This is a genomic window from Streptomyces sp. NPDC001450, assembly GCF_053597295.1.
The window spans coordinates 21,920-38,121 of sequence record NZ_JBSFHY010000026.1 but is presented as its reverse complement, the minus strand read 5'-3'; the positions used below and the strand labels follow the sequence as shown (position 1 = coordinate 38,121).

At 70.6% G+C, this 16,202-nt stretch carries 16 protein-coding genes; 7 read left to right on the top strand and 9 right to left on the bottom strand.

Annotated features, from left to right (window positions below; all coding sequences use genetic code 11):
- Nucleotides 1–7 precede the first annotated feature (7 nt).
- The 5 genes from ACWC5O_RS26615 (at nt 8) to ACWC5O_RS26595 (ending at nt 5,321) form a co-directional block, all read left to right on the top strand.
- Nucleotides 8–2,176, top strand: a complete 2,169-nt coding sequence (locus ACWC5O_RS26615) for a carbon starvation CstA family protein (protein WP_450590493.1) — start codon at nt 8–10, stop codon at nt 2,174–2,176.
- Nucleotides 2,173–2,361 (top strand): YbdD/YjiX family protein, encoded by a 189-nt coding sequence (locus ACWC5O_RS26610; RefSeq protein ID WP_450590494.1) that lies wholly within the window; start codon nt 2,173–2,175, stop codon nt 2,359–2,361. The genes ACWC5O_RS26615 and ACWC5O_RS26610 overlap by 4 nt, the downstream gene beginning before the upstream one ends.
- A gap of 91 nt (nt 2,362–2,452) precedes the next feature.
- Nucleotides 2,453–3,436, top strand: coding sequence for a hypothetical protein (locus ACWC5O_RS26605; protein ID WP_450590495.1), 984 nt, complete (start codon nt 2,453–2,455; stop codon nt 3,434–3,436).
- 195 nt (nt 3,437–3,631) lie between these two features.
- Complete coding sequence (locus tag ACWC5O_RS26600) at nt 3,632–4,672, top strand: phosphatidylinositol-specific phospholipase C domain-containing protein (RefSeq protein ID WP_450590496.1); 1,041 nt, start codon at nt 3,632–3,634, stop codon at nt 4,670–4,672.
- 91 nt (nt 4,673–4,763) lie between these two features.
- Nucleotides 4,764–5,321: a GH25 family lysozyme gene (locus ACWC5O_RS26595; protein WP_450590497.1), complete on the top strand. Its 558-nt coding sequence runs from the start codon at nt 4,764–4,766 to the stop codon at nt 5,319–5,321.
- A gap of 3 nt (nt 5,322–5,324) precedes the next feature.
- Here ACWC5O_RS26595 and ACWC5O_RS26590 read toward each other — a convergent pair whose 3' ends face one another.
- Together ACWC5O_RS26590 and ACWC5O_RS26585 are read right to left on the bottom strand one after the other, a co-directional pair.
- Entirely contained in the window at nt 5,325–6,002 is a 678-nt protein-coding gene (locus ACWC5O_RS26590; RefSeq protein ID WP_450590509.1) for an NADPH-dependent F420 reductase, read from the bottom strand.
- Nucleotides 6,003–6,102: 100 nt separating this feature from the next.
- Complete coding sequence (locus tag ACWC5O_RS26585; RefSeq protein WP_450590498.1) at nt 6,103–7,095, bottom strand: zinc-dependent alcohol dehydrogenase family protein; 993 nt, start codon at nt 7,093–7,095, stop codon at nt 6,103–6,105.
- A 102-nt stretch (nt 7,096–7,197) separates the two neighbouring features.
- Between ACWC5O_RS26585 and ACWC5O_RS26580 the strand changes: the two genes are divergently transcribed.
- Nucleotides 7,198–8,121, top strand: coding sequence for an AraC family transcriptional regulator (locus ACWC5O_RS26580; protein ID WP_450590499.1), 924 nt, complete (start codon nt 7,198–7,200; stop codon nt 8,119–8,121).
- Nucleotides 8,122–8,219: 98 nt separating this feature from the next.
- On the opposite strand, the gene ACWC5O_RS26575 is transcribed toward ACWC5O_RS26580, so the two are convergent.
- Nucleotides 8,220–8,432, bottom strand: a complete 213-nt coding sequence (locus ACWC5O_RS26575) for an EF-hand domain-containing protein (protein WP_450590510.1) — start codon at nt 8,430–8,432, stop codon at nt 8,220–8,222.
- Between the two features lie 236 nt (nt 8,433–8,668).
- On the opposite strand from ACWC5O_RS26575, the gene ACWC5O_RS26570 reads away from it, so the two are divergent.
- Nucleotides 8,669–9,328 carry a GNAT family N-acetyltransferase gene (locus ACWC5O_RS26570; protein WP_450590500.1) on the top strand — a complete coding sequence of 220 codons (660 nt, stop codon included), beginning with the start codon at nt 8,669–8,671 and terminating at the stop codon, nt 9,326–9,328.
- Here the strand turns inward: ACWC5O_RS26570 and ACWC5O_RS26565 are convergent.
- The 6 genes from ACWC5O_RS26565 to ACWC5O_RS26540 form a co-directional block, all read right to left on the bottom strand.
- Complete coding sequence (locus ACWC5O_RS26565; RefSeq protein WP_450590501.1) at nt 9,295–10,482, bottom strand: YVTN family beta-propeller repeat protein; 1,188 nt, start codon at nt 10,480–10,482, stop codon at nt 9,295–9,297. The genes ACWC5O_RS26570 and ACWC5O_RS26565 overlap by 34 nt on opposite strands.
- Nucleotides 10,482–11,297 (bottom strand): polysaccharide deacetylase family protein, encoded by an 816-nt coding sequence (locus tag ACWC5O_RS26560; RefSeq protein ID WP_450590502.1) that lies wholly within the window; start codon nt 11,295–11,297, stop codon nt 10,482–10,484. Before ACWC5O_RS26560 ends, ACWC5O_RS26565 begins: the two co-directional genes overlap by 1 nt.
- Before the next feature lie 223 nt (nt 11,298–11,520).
- Entirely contained in the window at nt 11,521–12,024 is a 504-nt protein-coding gene (locus tag ACWC5O_RS26555) for an ATP-binding protein (RefSeq protein ID WP_450590503.1), read from the bottom strand.
- Between the two features lie 286 nt (nt 12,025–12,310).
- Nucleotides 12,311–13,078, bottom strand: coding sequence for an enoyl-CoA hydratase/isomerase family protein (locus ACWC5O_RS26550; RefSeq protein WP_450590504.1), 768 nt, complete (start codon nt 13,076–13,078; stop codon nt 12,311–12,313).
- A gap of 413 nt (nt 13,079–13,491) precedes the next feature.
- A complete protein-coding gene (locus ACWC5O_RS26545; protein WP_450590505.1) occupies nt 13,492–14,733 on the bottom strand; it encodes a L,D-transpeptidase in 1,242 nt (413 codons plus the stop codon).
- A 155-nt stretch (nt 14,734–14,888) separates the two neighbouring features.
- A complete protein-coding gene (locus ACWC5O_RS26540) occupies nt 14,889–16,112 on the bottom strand; it encodes a L,D-transpeptidase (RefSeq protein ID WP_450590506.1) in 1,224 nt (407 codons plus the stop codon).
- Nucleotides 16,113–16,202: the final 90 nt, after the last annotated feature.

The following is a 16,202-nucleotide window of genomic DNA, read 5'->3' as shown; positions in this document are numbered from 1 at the left end:
AGCCGCCATGCCTACGTCAGCCATGCCCGAATCCGGTCGGACGGCGCCACAAGGGCCGCCGCCGACCCGGTCCCGTACGACTCCGCGGGCGGTCCTTTCGTGGACTGCCGTCGCCCTGCTCGGAGCCGCGGCCTGGGGCGTCCTCGCACTGGCCCGCGGCGAGCGGATCTCCGCGGTCTGGCTGGTGGTGGCCGCGCTCGGCTCGTACGCCATCGCCTACCGCTTCTACTCCCGCTTCATCGCCCGCCGCGTGCTGAAGCCGGACGACCACCGGGCCACCCCCGCCGAACGCCTCAAGGACGGCGTCGACTTCCAGCCCACCGACCGCCGGGTGCTCCTGGGCCACCACTTCGCCGCGATCGCCGGCGCCGGGCCGCTGGTGGGCCCGGTGCTCGCGGCGCAGATGGGCTATCTGCCCGGCACGCTGTGGATCGTCGCCGGGGTGATCTTCGCCGGGGCGGTGCAGGACATGGTGGTGCTGTTCCTGTCCATGCGGCGGGACGGCACGTCGCTCGGGCAGATGGCCCGTGACGAGATCGGCCGGGCGGGCGGGGCGGCGGCGCTGATCGCCGTCTTCGCCATCATGATCATCCTGCTCGGGGTGCTCGCCCTGGTCGTGGTCAACGCGCTCGCCCACTCCCCGTGGGGCACCTTCTCCGTCGCCATGACCATCCCCATCGCCCTCTTCATGGGCTTCTGGATGCACCGCATCCGCCCCGGCCGCATCCTCGAGACCAGCCTCATCGGCGTGGCGCTGCTGCTCCTCGCGATCGTCGGCGGCAGCTGGATCCAGAACTCCTCGCTCGCCGGTGCCTTCACGCTGAGCCCGACGACCCTCGTCTTCTGTCTGGCCGGATACGGCTTCGTCGCCTCCGTCCTGCCGGTGTGGATGCTGCTCGCGCCCCGCGACTACCTCTCCACCTTCATGAAGATCGGCACCATCGCCCTGCTCGCGGCCGGCGTCGTGGTCGCCGCGCCCGTGCTGCACGCGGACGCGGTCAGCAAGTTCGCCACTTCGGGCGCGGGCCCGGTCTTCGCCGGCTCCCTCTTCCCCTTCCTCTTCATCACCATCGCCTGCGGCGCCTTGTCCGGCTTCCACGCGCTGGTCTCCTCCGGGACGACCCCGAAGCTGATTCAGAAGGAGTCCCAGGTCCGGATGATCGGCTACGGGGCCATGCTGATGGAGTCGTTCGTGGCGATCATGGCGCTGATTGCCGCCGCCACGCTCGAACCCGGCCTGTACTACGCGATGAACGCGCCCGCCGGCCTGCTCGGTACGACGGCCGAGTCCGCCTCGCACGCGGTGGCCGGCCTCGGCTTCACCATCACCCCCGACCAGCTCACACGTGCGGCGCAGACCGTGCAGGAACAAACGCTGATCGCCCGCTCCGGCGGCGCGCCGACCCTCGCCGTGGGCATGTCGGAGATCTTCTCCGGGATCTTCGGCGGCACCGCGATGAAGGCCTTCTGGTACCACTTCGCGATCATGTTCGAGGCTCTGTTCATCCTGACGACGGTCGACGCGGGCACCCGGGTCGGACGGTTCATGCTCCAGGACATGCTCGGCAACGTCTACAAGCCCATCGGCCGCGTCAACTGGAAGCCGGGCATCTGGCTGTGCAGCGGACTCGTCGTGGCCGCCTGGGGCTACTTCCTCTACACCGGCGCCACCGACCCGCTGGGCGGAATCAACCAGCTGTTCCCCCTCTTCGGGATCGCCAACCAGCTCCTCGCCGCCGTCGCCCTCACCGTCTGCACCACGATCCTGATCAAGTCCGGGCGGCTGCGCTGGGCCTGGGTCACCGGCGCCCCACTGGCCTGGGTGACCGCAGTCACCTTCACCGCCGGCTGGCAGAAGATCTTCTCCGGCGATCCGAAGGTCGGCTTCTTCGCCCAGCGGGCCAAGTACGCCGACGCCGTCGACGCGGGGCAGGTCCTGCCGCCCGCCAAGAGCCTCGACGACATGCACACCGTGGTCACCAACTCCACGGTCGACGGCGTGCTGATGGCGCTCTTCCTGCTGCTGGTCGCGGTGGTGATCATCAACGCGGCGGCGGTGTGCGTACGGGCCGTCCGTTCCCCGAGCGCGCTGCCGACGACCGAGGCGCCGTACGTCGAATCCCGCCTCGACGTGCCCGGGCAGGCCGCCGAATCGCTGGTCGGAGCCCGCTCGTGAACACCCCTCGGTGGGCGCGGACGGTGCACTGGTACCTGCGCGAGCTGACCGGGGAGGCGGAGTACGACCGCTACTGCGAACGTCATCGGCGCCACCACCCCCTCGCGCCGGTACCGACCCGACGGGAGTACGAGGTGCTGCGCACGCTGCACCGGGAGACTCACCCGCAGGGCCGCTGCTGCTGAGGCCCACGGAGAAGACCGCGGGGCGGTGCGCCATCCGAGCCCTGACGCCCGCGCCCGCCCCGCCCCCGTCCGCCCGCACCCCCGGACCGAAATGCTCAGACGCCGCCCAGCCCTGCTGATCCGACCCGAACTCGACGACCACGCGCTCCACTCGACCCTGACCGAACTCCGCCCCGCCCAGCAGCTCCACGGTCTCGGCGCGGCCCGTACCCAGCGCATCTGGGAACCGGCCGCCGAACTGCTGCGCGGCACGGGGCGTGACTGGGACCGCCGGACCCACCGGATCTCCGTACTGGCACAGAACCTTCCGCCCTCGGTCTCCGAACGCTGGGCCGCCGACCGACCCGGTGACGGGGACGCCCTGATGCTGCGGGCCTGGGCACGGTCGGCCCGGGCGGCGGACGAGGGGCGGGACGCCGCCCGCCAGGCCGAGCAGGCATGTCTGCATGCCGCCGCGGCCTGCCCCGAGGATCCGGCTCCATGGCTCGCGCTGCTCAACCTGATGCACGCGTTCGCCGTCCCGGTCCACGTTGCCGTGCCCGTGTGGACCGAGGCCGTCACCCGTGCCCCATGGCACCGGACCGCTTACCACCTGATGCTGCGCCACCTGTCCCCACGCGGACATGGAACGGCCCTCGACATGCTGGACTTCGCCCGGCAGAGCGCCACTCGCGCACCGCACGGCTCACCACTCGCCCTGCTGACCGTGGCGGCGCGCGTGGAACTCGTGGCCCATCTCCGGCGCCGGTCCTCGCTCGCCGCGATCGGCGCGGACGGCCACTGGCACGAGCCACGGGCCGCCGAAGAGATCGACGCGGCGCTCGCCGACTGGTTCCACACCGCCGCTCCGCCGCATGCAGAAGCGGTCACCGACCTCAACTTCCTCGCCTTCGCCCTGATCCGAACCCACCGCACGGCCGAAGCCGCCCCCGTCTTCCGTCGCATCGGACGCCACATGACGCCCCATCCCTGGGACCTCCTGCCGAACCCGAGGCGCACGTTCCTGTACTGGCGCGACAGCCTGGCCGACCGGCACCGGATCAGGTCGGAGGGGCCATCCCTTCCCTCTCCGTGAAGTACAAGGAGACGGCACGGGGCGGACTCGCGGTCAACATCATCGAGTGCTGACCGCGGGACGTCAGCCGTCTTGGGCTTGTTGACATGCGGTGACCCCTGTGGGAAAGACCGATGTTCCTCCAGGGGCTACCGTTCAGTAACTGATTGCTCCTACGCTGCCGCCAACTCAGCGACAACGTAGGGGAGTTCATACATGCGCGCGGTTCGTGTGGTGAGACGGGTGGGGGCGTTCCTGGGTGCCGCCGCCCTGCTGACGGCGGTGCCGACGAATGCCCACGCGGCGGGGCCGAAGTTCTCCGAGACGACGGCCATCGGGACGCACAACGCCTACGACAAGGCCAAGTACACCTACTTCGCACAGGCGTTGGACTCGGGTGCCTCGCTGCTCGAACTGGACGTGTACGTGGACAGCATCAGCCATCGCTGGCGCGTCAGTCACAGCAATCCGTTCGGCGACAACAACAACTGCGAGGCCGCGAAGACGCCGGGCGAGCTGTACAGCAAGAACCGGAACCAGGATCTGGGCAGCTGCCTGGACAACATCGCGGCCTGGAACCAGCTGCACCCCGATCACGCGCCGATCGTGTTCAAGGTCGAGATGAAGGTCGGCTTCAACAACAAGGCAGGCCTCGGCCCGGACGAGTTCGACACCCTGGTGTCGCAGAAGCTCGGCGGCAGCGTGTACAAGCCGTCCGACCTGCTGGGCGGGACGTACTCCTCCCTGGACGCGGCGGCCAAGGCCGGCGCCTGGCCCTCCCGTGACTCCCTCAAGGGCAAGTTCCTCTTCGAGCTGATCCCGGGCACGGTGGAGCAGGCCAACCCGTTCGACAGCTACTGGACGGACGAGGAGTACGGCGACCATCTCCGCGACCTGTACGCGGCGGGGAGGATCGGCGAGGCGCAGGCCTTCCCGGCCGTGCTCGGCGCCGCGAACGGAGACCCGCGCACCAGCCGTTACGACGCCTCGATCAGACCCTGGTTCGTGTTCTTCGACGGTGATGCGGCGACGTACGTGAACAACGGCTACGACACCTCGCTCTACTCCGCGAACCACTACATCCTGATCACCACGGGCGCCGACGGCGTATCCCCCGCGATCTCCTCGACCGATCCCACGGACGCCGAAGTCGCCGCCCGGCTCGCCCTGCTGGCCAAGGACCACGCGAGCATCATCACCTCGGACTGGTCGGCCAAGCCTGCTTCGGTCCTGGGGGCGGTGGCGACCCGGGGCTGACATTTCGAGTGCACCGGCGGATCTCCCGTGCCAATGTGGGGCATAAACACGTCAACTCCTGTCCCCCCACTGGCACTCAAGGGAGTCCCCCATGCTGCACGGCATCGACGTCAGCGCGTACCAGTCGTCGTCGTACGACACGAACGGCCTCTCATTCGTCTTCATCAAGGCGACGGAGGGGCGTTCGTACGTGAACCCGAGACTCGCGGCCCAGGCCAGGCACGGCCGCGACGCGGGACTCGTCGTCGGCTTCTACCACTTCCTGTGGCCGGGTCACATCGCCGCCCAGGCCCAGTACTTCGTCAGGCACACCCCCGAGCGGGCGGGCGACCTACTCGCCGTCGACTGGGAGACGACCAGCGACGGCACGCACGCCAGCAACGCGGAGAAGGACCTGTTCATCCGGACGCTGAAGGAACTCCGCCCCCACAACAAGGTGTTGCTCTACGCCAACCGGGAGTACTGGCTGAACGTGGACGTCACCTCGTACGCCGGCGACGGCCTCTGGATCGCCGACTACGTGAGCGCGGGCCACCCCCGCATCAAGGCCAAGTGGCGCTTCCACCAGTACAGCAGCGAGCCGCACGACAAGGACGTGGCCGCCTTCGCGGACCGGGCCGCTCTGCGGCAGTGGGCCGCCGGGGACTGAGGGTCAGCCGCGGAACTCCGCCGGCCGTTCCGGGGATGCCGCCGCCAGGGCCTTCTTCACGGCTTCCAGGCCCGCCTGCAGGCCGTACACCGGGGTGCCCGGCTGCTGGCGCCAGGAGTCGTCGAGGCCGCCCGTGTCGACGGTGTCGAAGCCCAGTTCGTCGATGAGGTCACGGACGACCTGCTTGGCGGCCGGGTCGTCGCCGGCCACCGGGAGGGCCATGCGCCCGGGGTCGCCGGCCGGGCGCGGGCGGTCCAGGATGTCCTGGGCGTAGGTGCCGTTGAAGGCCTTGATCACGGGATGTCCGAGGTGCCGTTCGGTCCAGCGGCTCTCGGTCAGGCCCTCGTCCTCGATGCCGGCGATCCGGCCGTCGCGCTGCTGCGGGTAGTAGTTGTTGGTGTCGATCACGGCGACGCCCTCGGCCGCGCCGTCCAGCAGGCCTGCGGGGAGGTCGGGGACCCGGTTCAGGGGGATGGTGACCACGACGACCTGGGCGCCCTTGGCGGCCTCCGTCGCCGGGACCGGGGTCGCGCCCGTCTCCTCGGCCAGCTCCTTCAGGGTCTCGGGGCCGCGGGAGTTGGCCACGGACACGTCGTGGCCGAGGGCGGTGAGCCGCCGGGTGAGGTTGCCGCCGATGTTGCCCGCGCCGATGATGCCGATCTTCATGACAGAACCTTTCAGGGTCGATGCATGTGCATGCGTCCGTCGTCGGCGACAACCTCAGGGGGAACGGGAGTATTCCGGTGGCTACGGCACGCGGACGACCGCTCGCGGAACGTCCTCAGACCCGTACGACGATCTTGCCCGTGTGCCGGTTGGACTCCATCAGGCGGTGGGCGTCCCGCATCCGCCCGAGGCCGTCGAAGACCTCGCCGACGACCGGGCGGAGGGTGCCGTCGGCAAGGCCGGAGGCGAGGTAGTGGGCGGCGCGGTGGCGGCCTTCGGCGGTGCCGGTGAGGGCGCTGTTGGCGTAGCCGTGGACGGTGAGCGGCCACTGCCGGGGCAGCAGGATGGGCCGCTCGTCCAGCCAGCCGTAGGAGACCAGGGTCCCGTCCTGGACGACCGCGCCGCCCAGCTCCGCGAAACCGGCGCCACCGATCGCGTCGAGGACGATGTCCGCACCCCGCCCGCCGGTCAGCCGCCTGGCTTCCTTGACCACGTCCTCGCCGGCACTGACGATCACGTGCTCCGCGCCGAGGTCGAGCAGTTGCCGGCGCTTGGCCTCGGTGCGGGTGGTGACGATCGGGACGGCTCCCGCCCGGCGGACGACCTGGATCGCCGCGGTGCCGACCCCGCTGGACGCGCCGGTGATCAGCACCTGATGTCCCGGGACCAGGCCGGCCCGCTCCACCAGCGCGCCGTACGCCGTCGTGTACGTCACCCAGGCGGCCGCGCCCGTCACGGCGTCGACCCCCGCGGGGCGCGGGAAGAGCGCGCTCTCCGGAAGGACCACCCGGTCGCCGTAGACGCCGTGGGCACTGAGTTCGAAGTTGGCGGCCGAGAGGACCGGGTCGCCCGGTGCGAAGGCGGTGACTCCCTCGCCGACCGCCTCCACCTCGCCCGCCGCCTCGTAGCCGTTGCGGGAGGCGGGCAGGGTCGGCCGGTAGTAGTAGGTGCCCGCGCGGAAGAGCGCCTCGGCGCGGTTGAGGCCGAGCGCCTCGACCTTCACCAGCACCTCGCCCGGCCCGGGATCCGGCAGCTCGACCTCCTCGACCGTGAGCACGTCGGGGCCGCCGAGTTCGTGAAAGAGCACTGTGCGTGCGGAAGTTGTCATGCCGTCGACGCTAGGTCCCGTGCGGGATACGCTCCATGTCCTCCGGTCTCGTTTTCATGTCCGTACGTCTTTTCCGGCGAACTCCCGGGCTACGGTGGCCCCATGGACGTGCTCAGCGACGTCGTCGCCGCCATGCGTACCGGCCGCCCGCACTCCGCGCGGCGGTACAAGTACGCGCCCTGGGGCCTGCACTTCGGCGCCGCCGACGAGGCCGGCTTCCATGTGGTGCTGCGCGGCTCGGCCTGGCTGATCCCGGACGGCGGCGAGCCGGTGGCGCTGGCCCCAGGGGACGTGGTCTTCCTCGCGCACGGCCAGGGGCACGCGCTGGCCAGCGGCTTGGACGTACCCCTGCAGGAGGTACGGCTGCTGCCGGACGGCACCTGGAGCGGCCCGCCGCCGGGCGAGCCGCGGGAGGGCTGCTGCCCGGACACGGTCACCCTGTGCGGCACCTACCGGCTCGACCGCGACCGCGCCCACCGGCTGCTGGCCGAACTGCCTCAGGTCGTGCACCTGCCCGCCCGTGTCGGCAGCCACCGCTCGCTGCGGGCGGCGGTGGAGCTGCTCGGGATGGAGCTGGAGGAACTGCGGCCGGGCACGGACGCGATCGTCACCTCGCTGCTGGACACCCTGCTGCTGTACATCCTGCGGGCCTGGTGGGAGAGCGAGCGCGCGGCCGGGCGGGCACGGGGCTGGTCGGCCGCGCTGGCCGACCCGGCGGTCGCGGCGGCGCTGCGCGCGCTCCACGGCGACCCGGCGCAGGCCTGGACGGTGGCGCAGCTCGCCGCGACCGGCGGCCTGTCCCGCGCGGCCTTCGCCCGCCGCTTCACCGCACTGGTGGGCGAGCCGCCTCTGACATATCTGACCTGGTGGCGCATGACGATCGCCGGACGGCTGCTGCGCCACGACGACCTGTCCCTGCGCCAGGTGGCCGCCCGCACCGGCTACACCTCGGAGTTCGCCTTCGCCAAGGCGTTCAAGCGGGAGTACGGGGTGGCGCCGGGGCAGTACCGGCGTGGGGTGGCGTAGGCGGGCCGCCGGGACGCACAGGGGCCGGATCCGCCGGCGGCGCACCGCGTGACGAAGGGGGTGCCCTCCGCACGGGACGGGCACCCCCTTCGGGTGGGTCACTTGCTCAGGTAGGCCCAGAACTCGTCGAACGACAGGACCTTGTCGCCGTTGAGGTCGCGGGTCTTGATAACGGCCTCGGCGACCGCCTCGGTGACGTTCCAGTCGCCCCCCTGCGCCAGGGCGTGCTTGAACTCGGCAGCGGTGATGACACCGTCACCGTCCGCGTCGATCCGCTGGAACTGCTTGCGTGCTTCCTCGATGTCGGCCACCGGTCCGCCCCTTTTGTTCGTGTTTCTCATGCCGTGTCGGCGTACTGTCGCTGGTCAGATTAACGGCCCGCGCGAGCACGGAGTGCGGCGACCACCCGGGTGAAGTCCTCGGCGTGCGGGGGCGCGGGCTGCCGGTGGCCCGGGCCGGCTCGACGATGGTGAAAAGTCCGGTGCCGTTGTCGATCACGTCTGCGAGTCTGGGCCTTCCAGTAAGTAGAGACTCAAGGAGCACGGTCTTGGAGACCTTGCGGGACATACTGGACGCGGCGGCGCAGGGCGTCTTCCCGCCGGCGGACGGCGGCACGACGGTCGTTCCCCAGCCCTCACCCCGGGACGCCGGCGTCCTGGCCTTCACCGCCCACTCGGTCGTGTTCACCGACGAGGATCCGGACTGGGTGCACGAGACGCTGCGCGCGGTCACCGAGGAGTGCGACGCGCTCGCCGCCACGATGAACGCGCGCTTCCTGACCGCGCTGATGGACCGCACGGGGCGCCGTACGGACACGATCGACGTGATGGTCGTCGGGTCCCCGCTGCCGGGCCGTCCGGCGCTCGCGCTGCGGGAGATCGCCGACCCGTCCCACCCGCGCGTGGTCAGCTCGCGCCGGCGGCGCGACGACGTCCGGGTGTGGGCCGCCGACGGCGGGGTGCTGGTGCTGGGGCGCGGGGTGGCGGGCCGGCTGGAGGCGGCGGTCGAGGTGGACGACGCGGTACGGCACCGGGGTCTTGGCCGGGCCCTGGTGACGGCGGCGCGGCAGCTGGCCGACGAGCCGGTGTGGGCCCAGGTGTCGGCGGGGAACGCCCGCAGCATGCGGGCGTTCCAGGCGGCCGGGTACCGTCCGGTGGGCTCGGAGGTGCTGCTTCAGCGGAAGATACCGGTGTGCCCCAGTGAGTAGCGGCCCGGCTGCGGGTAGACGGCGAGGCCGTGCGGGCCGCTGCCGACCCTGATGCGGGCCAGTTCGGTGCCGGTGCGCGTGTCGATGGCGTACACCTCGGAGTTGTAGCGGCCGGAGAGCCACAGCACCTTGCCGTCGGAGGAGACCCCGCCCATGTCGGGGCTGCCGCCGCCGGGCAGGTGCCACTTCTTGGTGAGCCGGTTCTCGGTGAAGTCGAAGACGGAGATGGTGCCCTCGCCGCGGTTGGAGACGTACATCTCCCGGGAGTCCCGGCTGATGTACAGCCCGTGGGCGCCCTTGCCGGTCGCGAGGAACTCCGGCTTGTCGAAGGCGTCCCCTTTCACGATCCACAGGCCGTTGGCCACCATGTCGGCGATGTAGAACAGCTTGCCGTCCGGGGAGACCTTGACGTCCTGCGGCATCGCGCCGTGCAACGGCAGCTTCTGCTGGGCGACGACCTCCATCCGCGCGGTGTCGACCTTGAGCAGTTCGCCGTTGAACTCGCAGGAGACGATGAAGTAGCGGCCGTCGAGGGAGAAGTCGGCGTGGTTGACGCCGTAGCAGCTGACCGGGACGGCCTTCACGACCTTCATGCTGTGTGCGTCGCGGAAGACGAGCTGCCGGTCCATGGAGGCCATGACGATCGCGTACTTGCCGTCGGGCGTGAAGTACAGGTTGTACGGGTCGTGCACGGCGACCGGCCGGCCGGCCTTCCCGGTCCTCGGGTCGATGGGGGTGAGGCTGTTGCCGAGGTCGTTGTTGACCCAGAGGGTCTTCAGGTCCCAGGACGGCACCACGTGCTGGGGCTGCCGGCCGACCGGGATGGTCTCGAGGATCCGGTAGGTCTGCGGGTCGATGACCGTGACGGTGTCGGAGTTGGTGTTGGGGACGTACACCCGGGACGGGAAGTCCCGTACGGCCGGGGAGAGTTGGTTGGGGCGGTCGGCCGCGTAGACGTCGGTCGGGTCCAGCACCGGGGGCATCCCGGGCAACCCGTCCACCTGCTGCTTGTTCACCTGCGGCCGGGCAGGCGCCTTGCTGCCGAGGGCCTCGCTCTCCTTGTGCTGGGCGCCACCGCTGCACGCGGACAGCAGCGCCAGGGCGGTGAGGGCGGCTCCGGCGGCCAGGAGGCGGGCGGCTTTCGTGGTTCGCATCAGCTCAGCAGCTCCGTGGTGGTGACCGCGCGCAGGTGGCGGCGGTCGAGTTCGTGGAGGACGGCGGGGAGGGCGGCGACCGTGTCCGGATACCCGAAGTGCAGGCTCACCACCGATCCGTTGCGTACTTCGGCGAGAACCTTGCGGGTGACGGCGTCGGCGCCGGGTCGGGTGTAGTCGAGCGAGTCGACGTCGTAGGACAGCACGTGCGGGTAGCCCGCGGTACGGGCGAGCCTGGTGACCAGAGGGGAGGCCGTCGGGGAGCGGGAGGGCCGGAACCAGGTGCCGATCGACCCGGTGAGCCGCTTCAGCCGGTCCGCGCAGTCGGTGATCTCCTTGCGGGCCTCCGCCTCGGCCATGGCGTTGATGGAGATGTGCCGCTGGGTGTGGTTGCCGAGGTCGTGGCCGCCGTCGAGGATGCGGCGGGCCAGGCCCGGGTGTTGGTCCAGCCAGGTGCCGACGGCGAGCACGGTCAGCCCGGCGCCGTGCTGCTCGGCCGTGCTGAGCAACGACTCGGCGATGTCGGGGTCGCCCTGACCGTGGAAGGTGAGGGCGACCTGGGGGCGGGTGCGCGGGCCGTGCGTGATCTGGGAGGGCAGGCCGGCGTAGGCGCGGGGGGCGGGGGCGGCGTGCGACGTGGTCGCGGGACGGCCGGACGCGTGGGCGGGTGGGGCGGACCCGGGGTGCGCGGCGGTCGCGGTGCCGGGCCCGGCGTCCTGGCCTGCGCCGCAACCGGCGGCGAACGCGCCCCCGGTGACGAGCCCGGCACCCGCGCGCAGCACCCCGCGTCGGTTGGTCGTGGTCACCCGCACCATTTAAGGGGCGTTGGGTAAGAAAACGGCCGATTGCGCCAATCGAGGGACGATTTCGGGTCGCAGTCACCACCGGATCCCGCGCACACGGGCGCGCCCGACCCCGTGGAGGGTCAGACCCGGCGGCCGTCGGTGGCGGGGAGCGACGGACGCGGGCCATCCTGGTGACTGACAGTCACATCATCGGCACGCCAAGAGGGCGTGACGGAGGATTCATCCACAGGGCCTAGCGGTCGGCGACCCGCATCTCGAACCAGGTGGTCTTGCCGCGCGGCAGGAGGTCGACGCCCCAGCGGTCGGACAGCTTGTCCACCAGGAACAGGCCGCGGCCGCTGACGTCCAGTTCCTGAACCGGCATCAGACAGGGCAGGCCGCGCGAGGGATCGCGGACCTCGACGCGGATCCAGCCGCGGCGGCGCCGCATCCGGAGGCCGAAGACCCGGGCCCCGGTGTGCCGTACGGCGTTGCCGACGAGTTCGGAGACGAGTAAGACCGCGTCCTCGGTCATCTTGGGGGGCAGCCCCCACTGCCGCAGTACGACGACCTGGGCCAGCCGGCGCGCCGTGGCCGCGGACTCCGGGCGGGACGGCAGCGGCACCTCCGCCTCCGTCGGGTTGCCGAACAGTTCGAGCGCCTTGAGCGCCTGCTCGTCCTCCACCGCGGGCGACCAGCGCGCCGCGGCCGCACGGCTGTGTCCCCGCGGCTGTTCGATGCCCTCCAGCCCCGCCATGCCCCCATGATGGCCGTCCGCAGCCGTCTCCGTGGCCGTTCCGGAGGAATACGCCCCCCGCACGCCCCCGCCGCGCTCCGGCCTGACGGCATATGCCGAGGGCATCTCCGATCTTGGAACAGCCCATCCGACCTGCGGCGACGGCTCGCTTCCGGGCAATCGACGGGCCCCCTCGACGAGACAGGTTTAAGGCTGTCTTAAGGCTCCCATAAACCGCCCCATCGAGGGACCCGGATCAGACAAGGCGTCAACTGCAAGTCCTACCGGGGAAGTTCAGCGGTGAACTTCACAGGAACTTCGCCTTGCCCGGCCCCTCCTCGACGAAGCTGCGCATGCCCCGCTCGCGGTCCTCGGTGGCGAACAGACCCGCGAACCAGTTCCGCTCGACGGCGAGCCCGGTGTCGATGTCGGTCTCCAGGCCGGTGTCGATCGACTCCTTCGCCGCACGTAGCGCGATCGCCGGCCCCTGGGCCAGCCGGGCGGCCCAGGCGTGCGCCTGCTCGTAGACCTCGGCGGCCGGGACGACCCGGTCCACCAGGCCGATCGCGAGGGCCTCGTCGGCCTTCACCATCCGGCCCGTGAAGATCAGGTCCTTGGCCTTGGAGGGGCCGATGAGGCGGGGCAGCCGCTGAGTGCCGCCCGCGCCCGGGACGAGACCGAGCAGGATCTCCGGCTGGCCGAGCTTGGCGTTGTCGGCGGCGATGCGGTAGTCCGCGCACAGGGCCAGCTCGCAGCCGCCGCCGAGCGCGTACCCGGTGACGGCCGCGACGACGGGCTTGGGGATGCGGGCCACGGCGGTGAAGGAGTCCTGCAGGGCGCGGGCGCGCAGGACCATCGCGGTGTGGTCCATGGCCTGCATCTCCTTGACGTCCGCACCCGCCGCGAACACCCGCTCGCCACCGTAGATCACCACGGCGCGCACGTCCTCGCGGCGCGTGGCCTCCTCGGCGAGCTCCTTGAGCCGGTCCTGCGTGGCGACATCCAGCGCGTTCATCGGCGGCCGGTCCAGCCGCAGCGTTCCGACACCTTCGGCGACTTCGAGATTCACGGTCATGCGCAGCAGGTTAACGGGGACTAACGGCAACTGGGTCGGTGCGGTCGATCACACCCGGCCAGGGGTCTGGGGGTTGCCCCCAGGCAGGCACAGCACGGGGACTAACGGCAACTGGGTCGGTGCGGTCGATCACACCCGGCCGGGGGTCTGGGGGTTGCCCCCAGGCAGGCACAGCACGGGGACTAACGGCAACTGGGTCGGTGCGGTCGATCACACCCGGCCAGGGGTCTGGGGGTTGCCCCCAGGCAGGCACAGCACGGGGACTAACGGCAACTGGGTCGGTGCGGTCGATCACACCCGGCCAGGGGTCTGGGGGTTGCCCCCAGGCAGGCACAGCACGGGGACTACGGGGACCAATGGCAGCGGGCCCGGTGCCGTAGGTCACAGCACCGGGCCCGTAGGTCAGAGAGGGCTCACTTCTTCCAGTCGGCCCAGGACATGTTCCAGCCGTTGAGGCCGTTGGCCGGGTCCACCGTGCGGTCGTGGGAGTTCTTGACGACGACCACGTCGCCGATGATGGAGTGGTTGAAGAACCAGGCCGCCGGCACTGACTTGCTGTAGCCGCCGCGCACGTCACGCAGGCCCACGCAGCCGTGGCTGGCGTTGTAGTTGCCGAAGGCGCCGCCGCCCCAGTAGTTGCCGTGGATGAAGGTGCCGGAATTGGTGAGGCGGATGGCGTGCGGGACGTCCTTGATGTCGTACTCGCCGCCGTAGCCGACGGTCTCGCCGTTCATCCGGGTCACGGCGAGCTTCTCGCTCATGACCATCTGACCGTTCCAGGTGTCGTAGCCGGACTTGCCGGTGGTGACCGGGATGGTCCTGATGACCTTGCCGTCCTGGGTGACCTTCATCGTGTGCTTCTTGGCGTCCACGACGGAGACCTGGTTGCGGCCGATGGTGAACTTCACCGTCTTGCGCTGCTTGCCGTAGACACCGTCGCGGCCCTCGACGCCGTCGAGGTTGAGGTCGACGGTGACCTTCGTGCCGGACTTCCAGTACTTCTCGGGGCGGAAGTCCAGGCGGTCGTTGCCAAACCAGTGGCCCTCGACGTCGACGGCCGGCTCGGTCTTGATCCTGATGGCCTTCTCGACGTCGTCGGGGTTGGTGATGCCCCGGGTGAAGTGCACCGAGAACGGCATGCCCACGCCGACGGTGGAGCCGTCCTCGGGGGTGAAGTAGCCGACGAAGGTGTTCTGCGGGGTGAGCGTCGTGAAGCTGGAGTCCTCGGCGGCCTCGCGGCCCTCGGAGTCCTTGGCGACCGCGTGCACCGTGTACTTGGTGCCGCCCGCCAGATGCGTCGACGGCGTCCACGAGGCGCCGCCGGCGGCGATGGCGCCGTCGACCTTCGTGCCCTTGGTGTCCTTGACGGTGACCTCGGTCAGCTTGCCCTTGCTGACGTTCACCTTCAGTGCGCCGCTGGTGTCGACTCCCGTGGCACCGGACTTGGGCGAGATGCTGACGGCGGCCGTCGACTGCTTGCCCTGCTGCGTGCTGGGGTCCTTGCCCTTTCCGTCGCCGGAACCGGACCCGGACCCCGAGTCACCGCCGCCGCACGCGGTGAGGGTCACGAGCAGGGCGCCGGCTATGAGCGCCAGCCCCTTACGGCCTCTCCCCCGGCCCCCCACCGACGCCCCCGAAACAGGCCGCACGTTCACTTGCTCTCCCCTCGCCGGGCCAGGTCAGCCCGCTCCCCACCACACTTGGTGTGCGCATGTTAACCGCAGGGTTTTGAGCGAGGTGTCAGGTGAATGTCACCGTTCCGTCGCAAATTCAACCGACCGCCTCGCCCGCAACCCCGCCCCTCATCGGGTTACTTGACCGCGCTGCCCGCTTTCCACTCCTTCCAGGCCATGTTCCACCCTCCGAGGCCATTGTCGGGAGAGACTGTTTTGTCCTTGCTGTTGACGACCTCGATGACGTCTCCGACCAGGCTGCGGTCGAAGAACCAGCCCGCCGGAGTGTCCGAACCGCCGCCCTTGACGTCCCTCAGCCCGACGCAGCCGTGGCTCACGTTGACCCGGCCGGGGGCGTCCGGGGACCAGTAGTTGCCGTGCAGGAAGGTGCCGGAGTCGGTGAGTCTCATGGCGTGCGGGACGTCGGGGATGTCGTACTCGCCGCCGAAGCCGACCGTCCGGCTGTTCATGCGGGTGACCTCGAGCATCTCCATCACCACCATCTTCCCGTTGTAGGTGGTGGTCTTGGGGGCACCCGCGGTGATCGGCACGGTGGCCAGCAGCTGCCCGTCGCGCCGCACCTGCATCATGTGCTCGGCCGCGTCCACCAGGGAGACCTGGCTGCGGCCGACGGTGAAGGTGAACGTCCTGTCCTGCAGGCCGAAGGCGCCGGGCGCCCCTTCGACGTCCCTGAGGCCGAGGTCGACGGTGACCTCGGTGCCGGGCTTCCAGTAGCGCTCGGGGCGGAAGTCCAGGCGGTTGTTCCCGAACCAGTGCGGGCGGATCTCCACGGGCGGCTTCGCGGTGACCCGTACGGCCCGTTCGACGGCGGCGCGGTGGGTGATCTCCCGGCTGAAGGAGAGGGAGACGATCATCCCGGTGCCGACGGTGGAGCGGTTCTCGGGGGTGACGTAGCCGATGAACCGCTCCGCGGGGACGAGTGTGGTGAACGTGGTGTGCCGGGCCGAGCGGCGGCCCTGGGCGTCCAGCGCGACCGCGTCCACGGTGTACTTGGCGGCGAGCGCCAGCCGTTTGTCGTCCGGTTCCCAGCTGAGCCCGTCGGCGCTGACGTGCCCGGGGACCGGGGAGTCCTGCGCGTCCTGGGACTTGACGACCTTCACCTTCTCCAGGCGCCCGTCGGGCACCCGTACCCGCAGCCGCTCGCCGGGTTTGACGGCCGTGCCACCGTCGTCGGGGGTGACCCGGATGACGTCCTCGGGGCCCGGGTGTTTGCCGAGGACCCGGTCGATGTCCAGTCCGCCGGGGCTGCCCGAGGTACAGCCGGCCAGCAGACCCGCCCATGTCAGTACGGCGGCCAGTGCGGCCCCCGCGCGCCGTGCGCGCCCTTGTACGTGCCTCACGTGGGACTCAACGACCGGGCACGCTCCGGGGAAACGTGAGTGCGACGCCAGGGCTGGGCAGAACAGTGGGGAGGACGACGGGGAGCCTCC

Coding starts and splice junctions, on each gene's coding strand:
- ACWC5O_RS26615 (WP_450590493.1), top strand. CDS start 8: ATGCCTACGTCAGCCATGCCCGAATCCGGTCGGACGGCGCCACAAGGG.
- ACWC5O_RS26605 (WP_450590495.1), top strand. CDS start 2,453: ATGCTCAGACGCCGCCCAGCCCTGCTGATCCGACCCGAACTCGACGAC.
- ACWC5O_RS26600 (WP_450590496.1), top strand. CDS start 3,632: ATGCGCGCGGTTCGTGTGGTGAGACGGGTGGGGGCGTTCCTGGGTGCC.
- ACWC5O_RS26595 (WP_450590497.1), top strand. CDS start 4,764: ATGCTGCACGGCATCGACGTCAGCGCGTACCAGTCGTCGTCGTACGAC.
- ACWC5O_RS26585 (WP_450590498.1), bottom strand. CDS start 7,095: ATGACAACTTCCGCACGCACAGTGCTCTTTCACGAACTCGGCGGCCCC.
- ACWC5O_RS26580 (WP_450590499.1), top strand. CDS start 7,198: ATGGACGTGCTCAGCGACGTCGTCGCCGCCATGCGTACCGGCCGCCCG.
- ACWC5O_RS26565 (WP_450590501.1), bottom strand. CDS start 10,482: ATGCGAACCACGAAAGCCGCCCGCCTCCTGGCCGCCGGAGCCGCCCTC.
- ACWC5O_RS26560 (WP_450590502.1), bottom strand. CDS start 11,297: ATGGTGCGGGTGACCACGACCAACCGACGCGGGGTGCTGCGCGCGGGT.
- ACWC5O_RS26555 (WP_450590503.1), bottom strand. CDS start 12,024: ATGGCGGGGCTGGAGGGCATCGAACAGCCGCGGGGACACAGCCGTGCG.
- ACWC5O_RS26550 (WP_450590504.1), bottom strand. CDS start 13,078: ATGACCGTGAATCTCGAAGTCGCCGAAGGTGTCGGAACGCTGCGGCTG.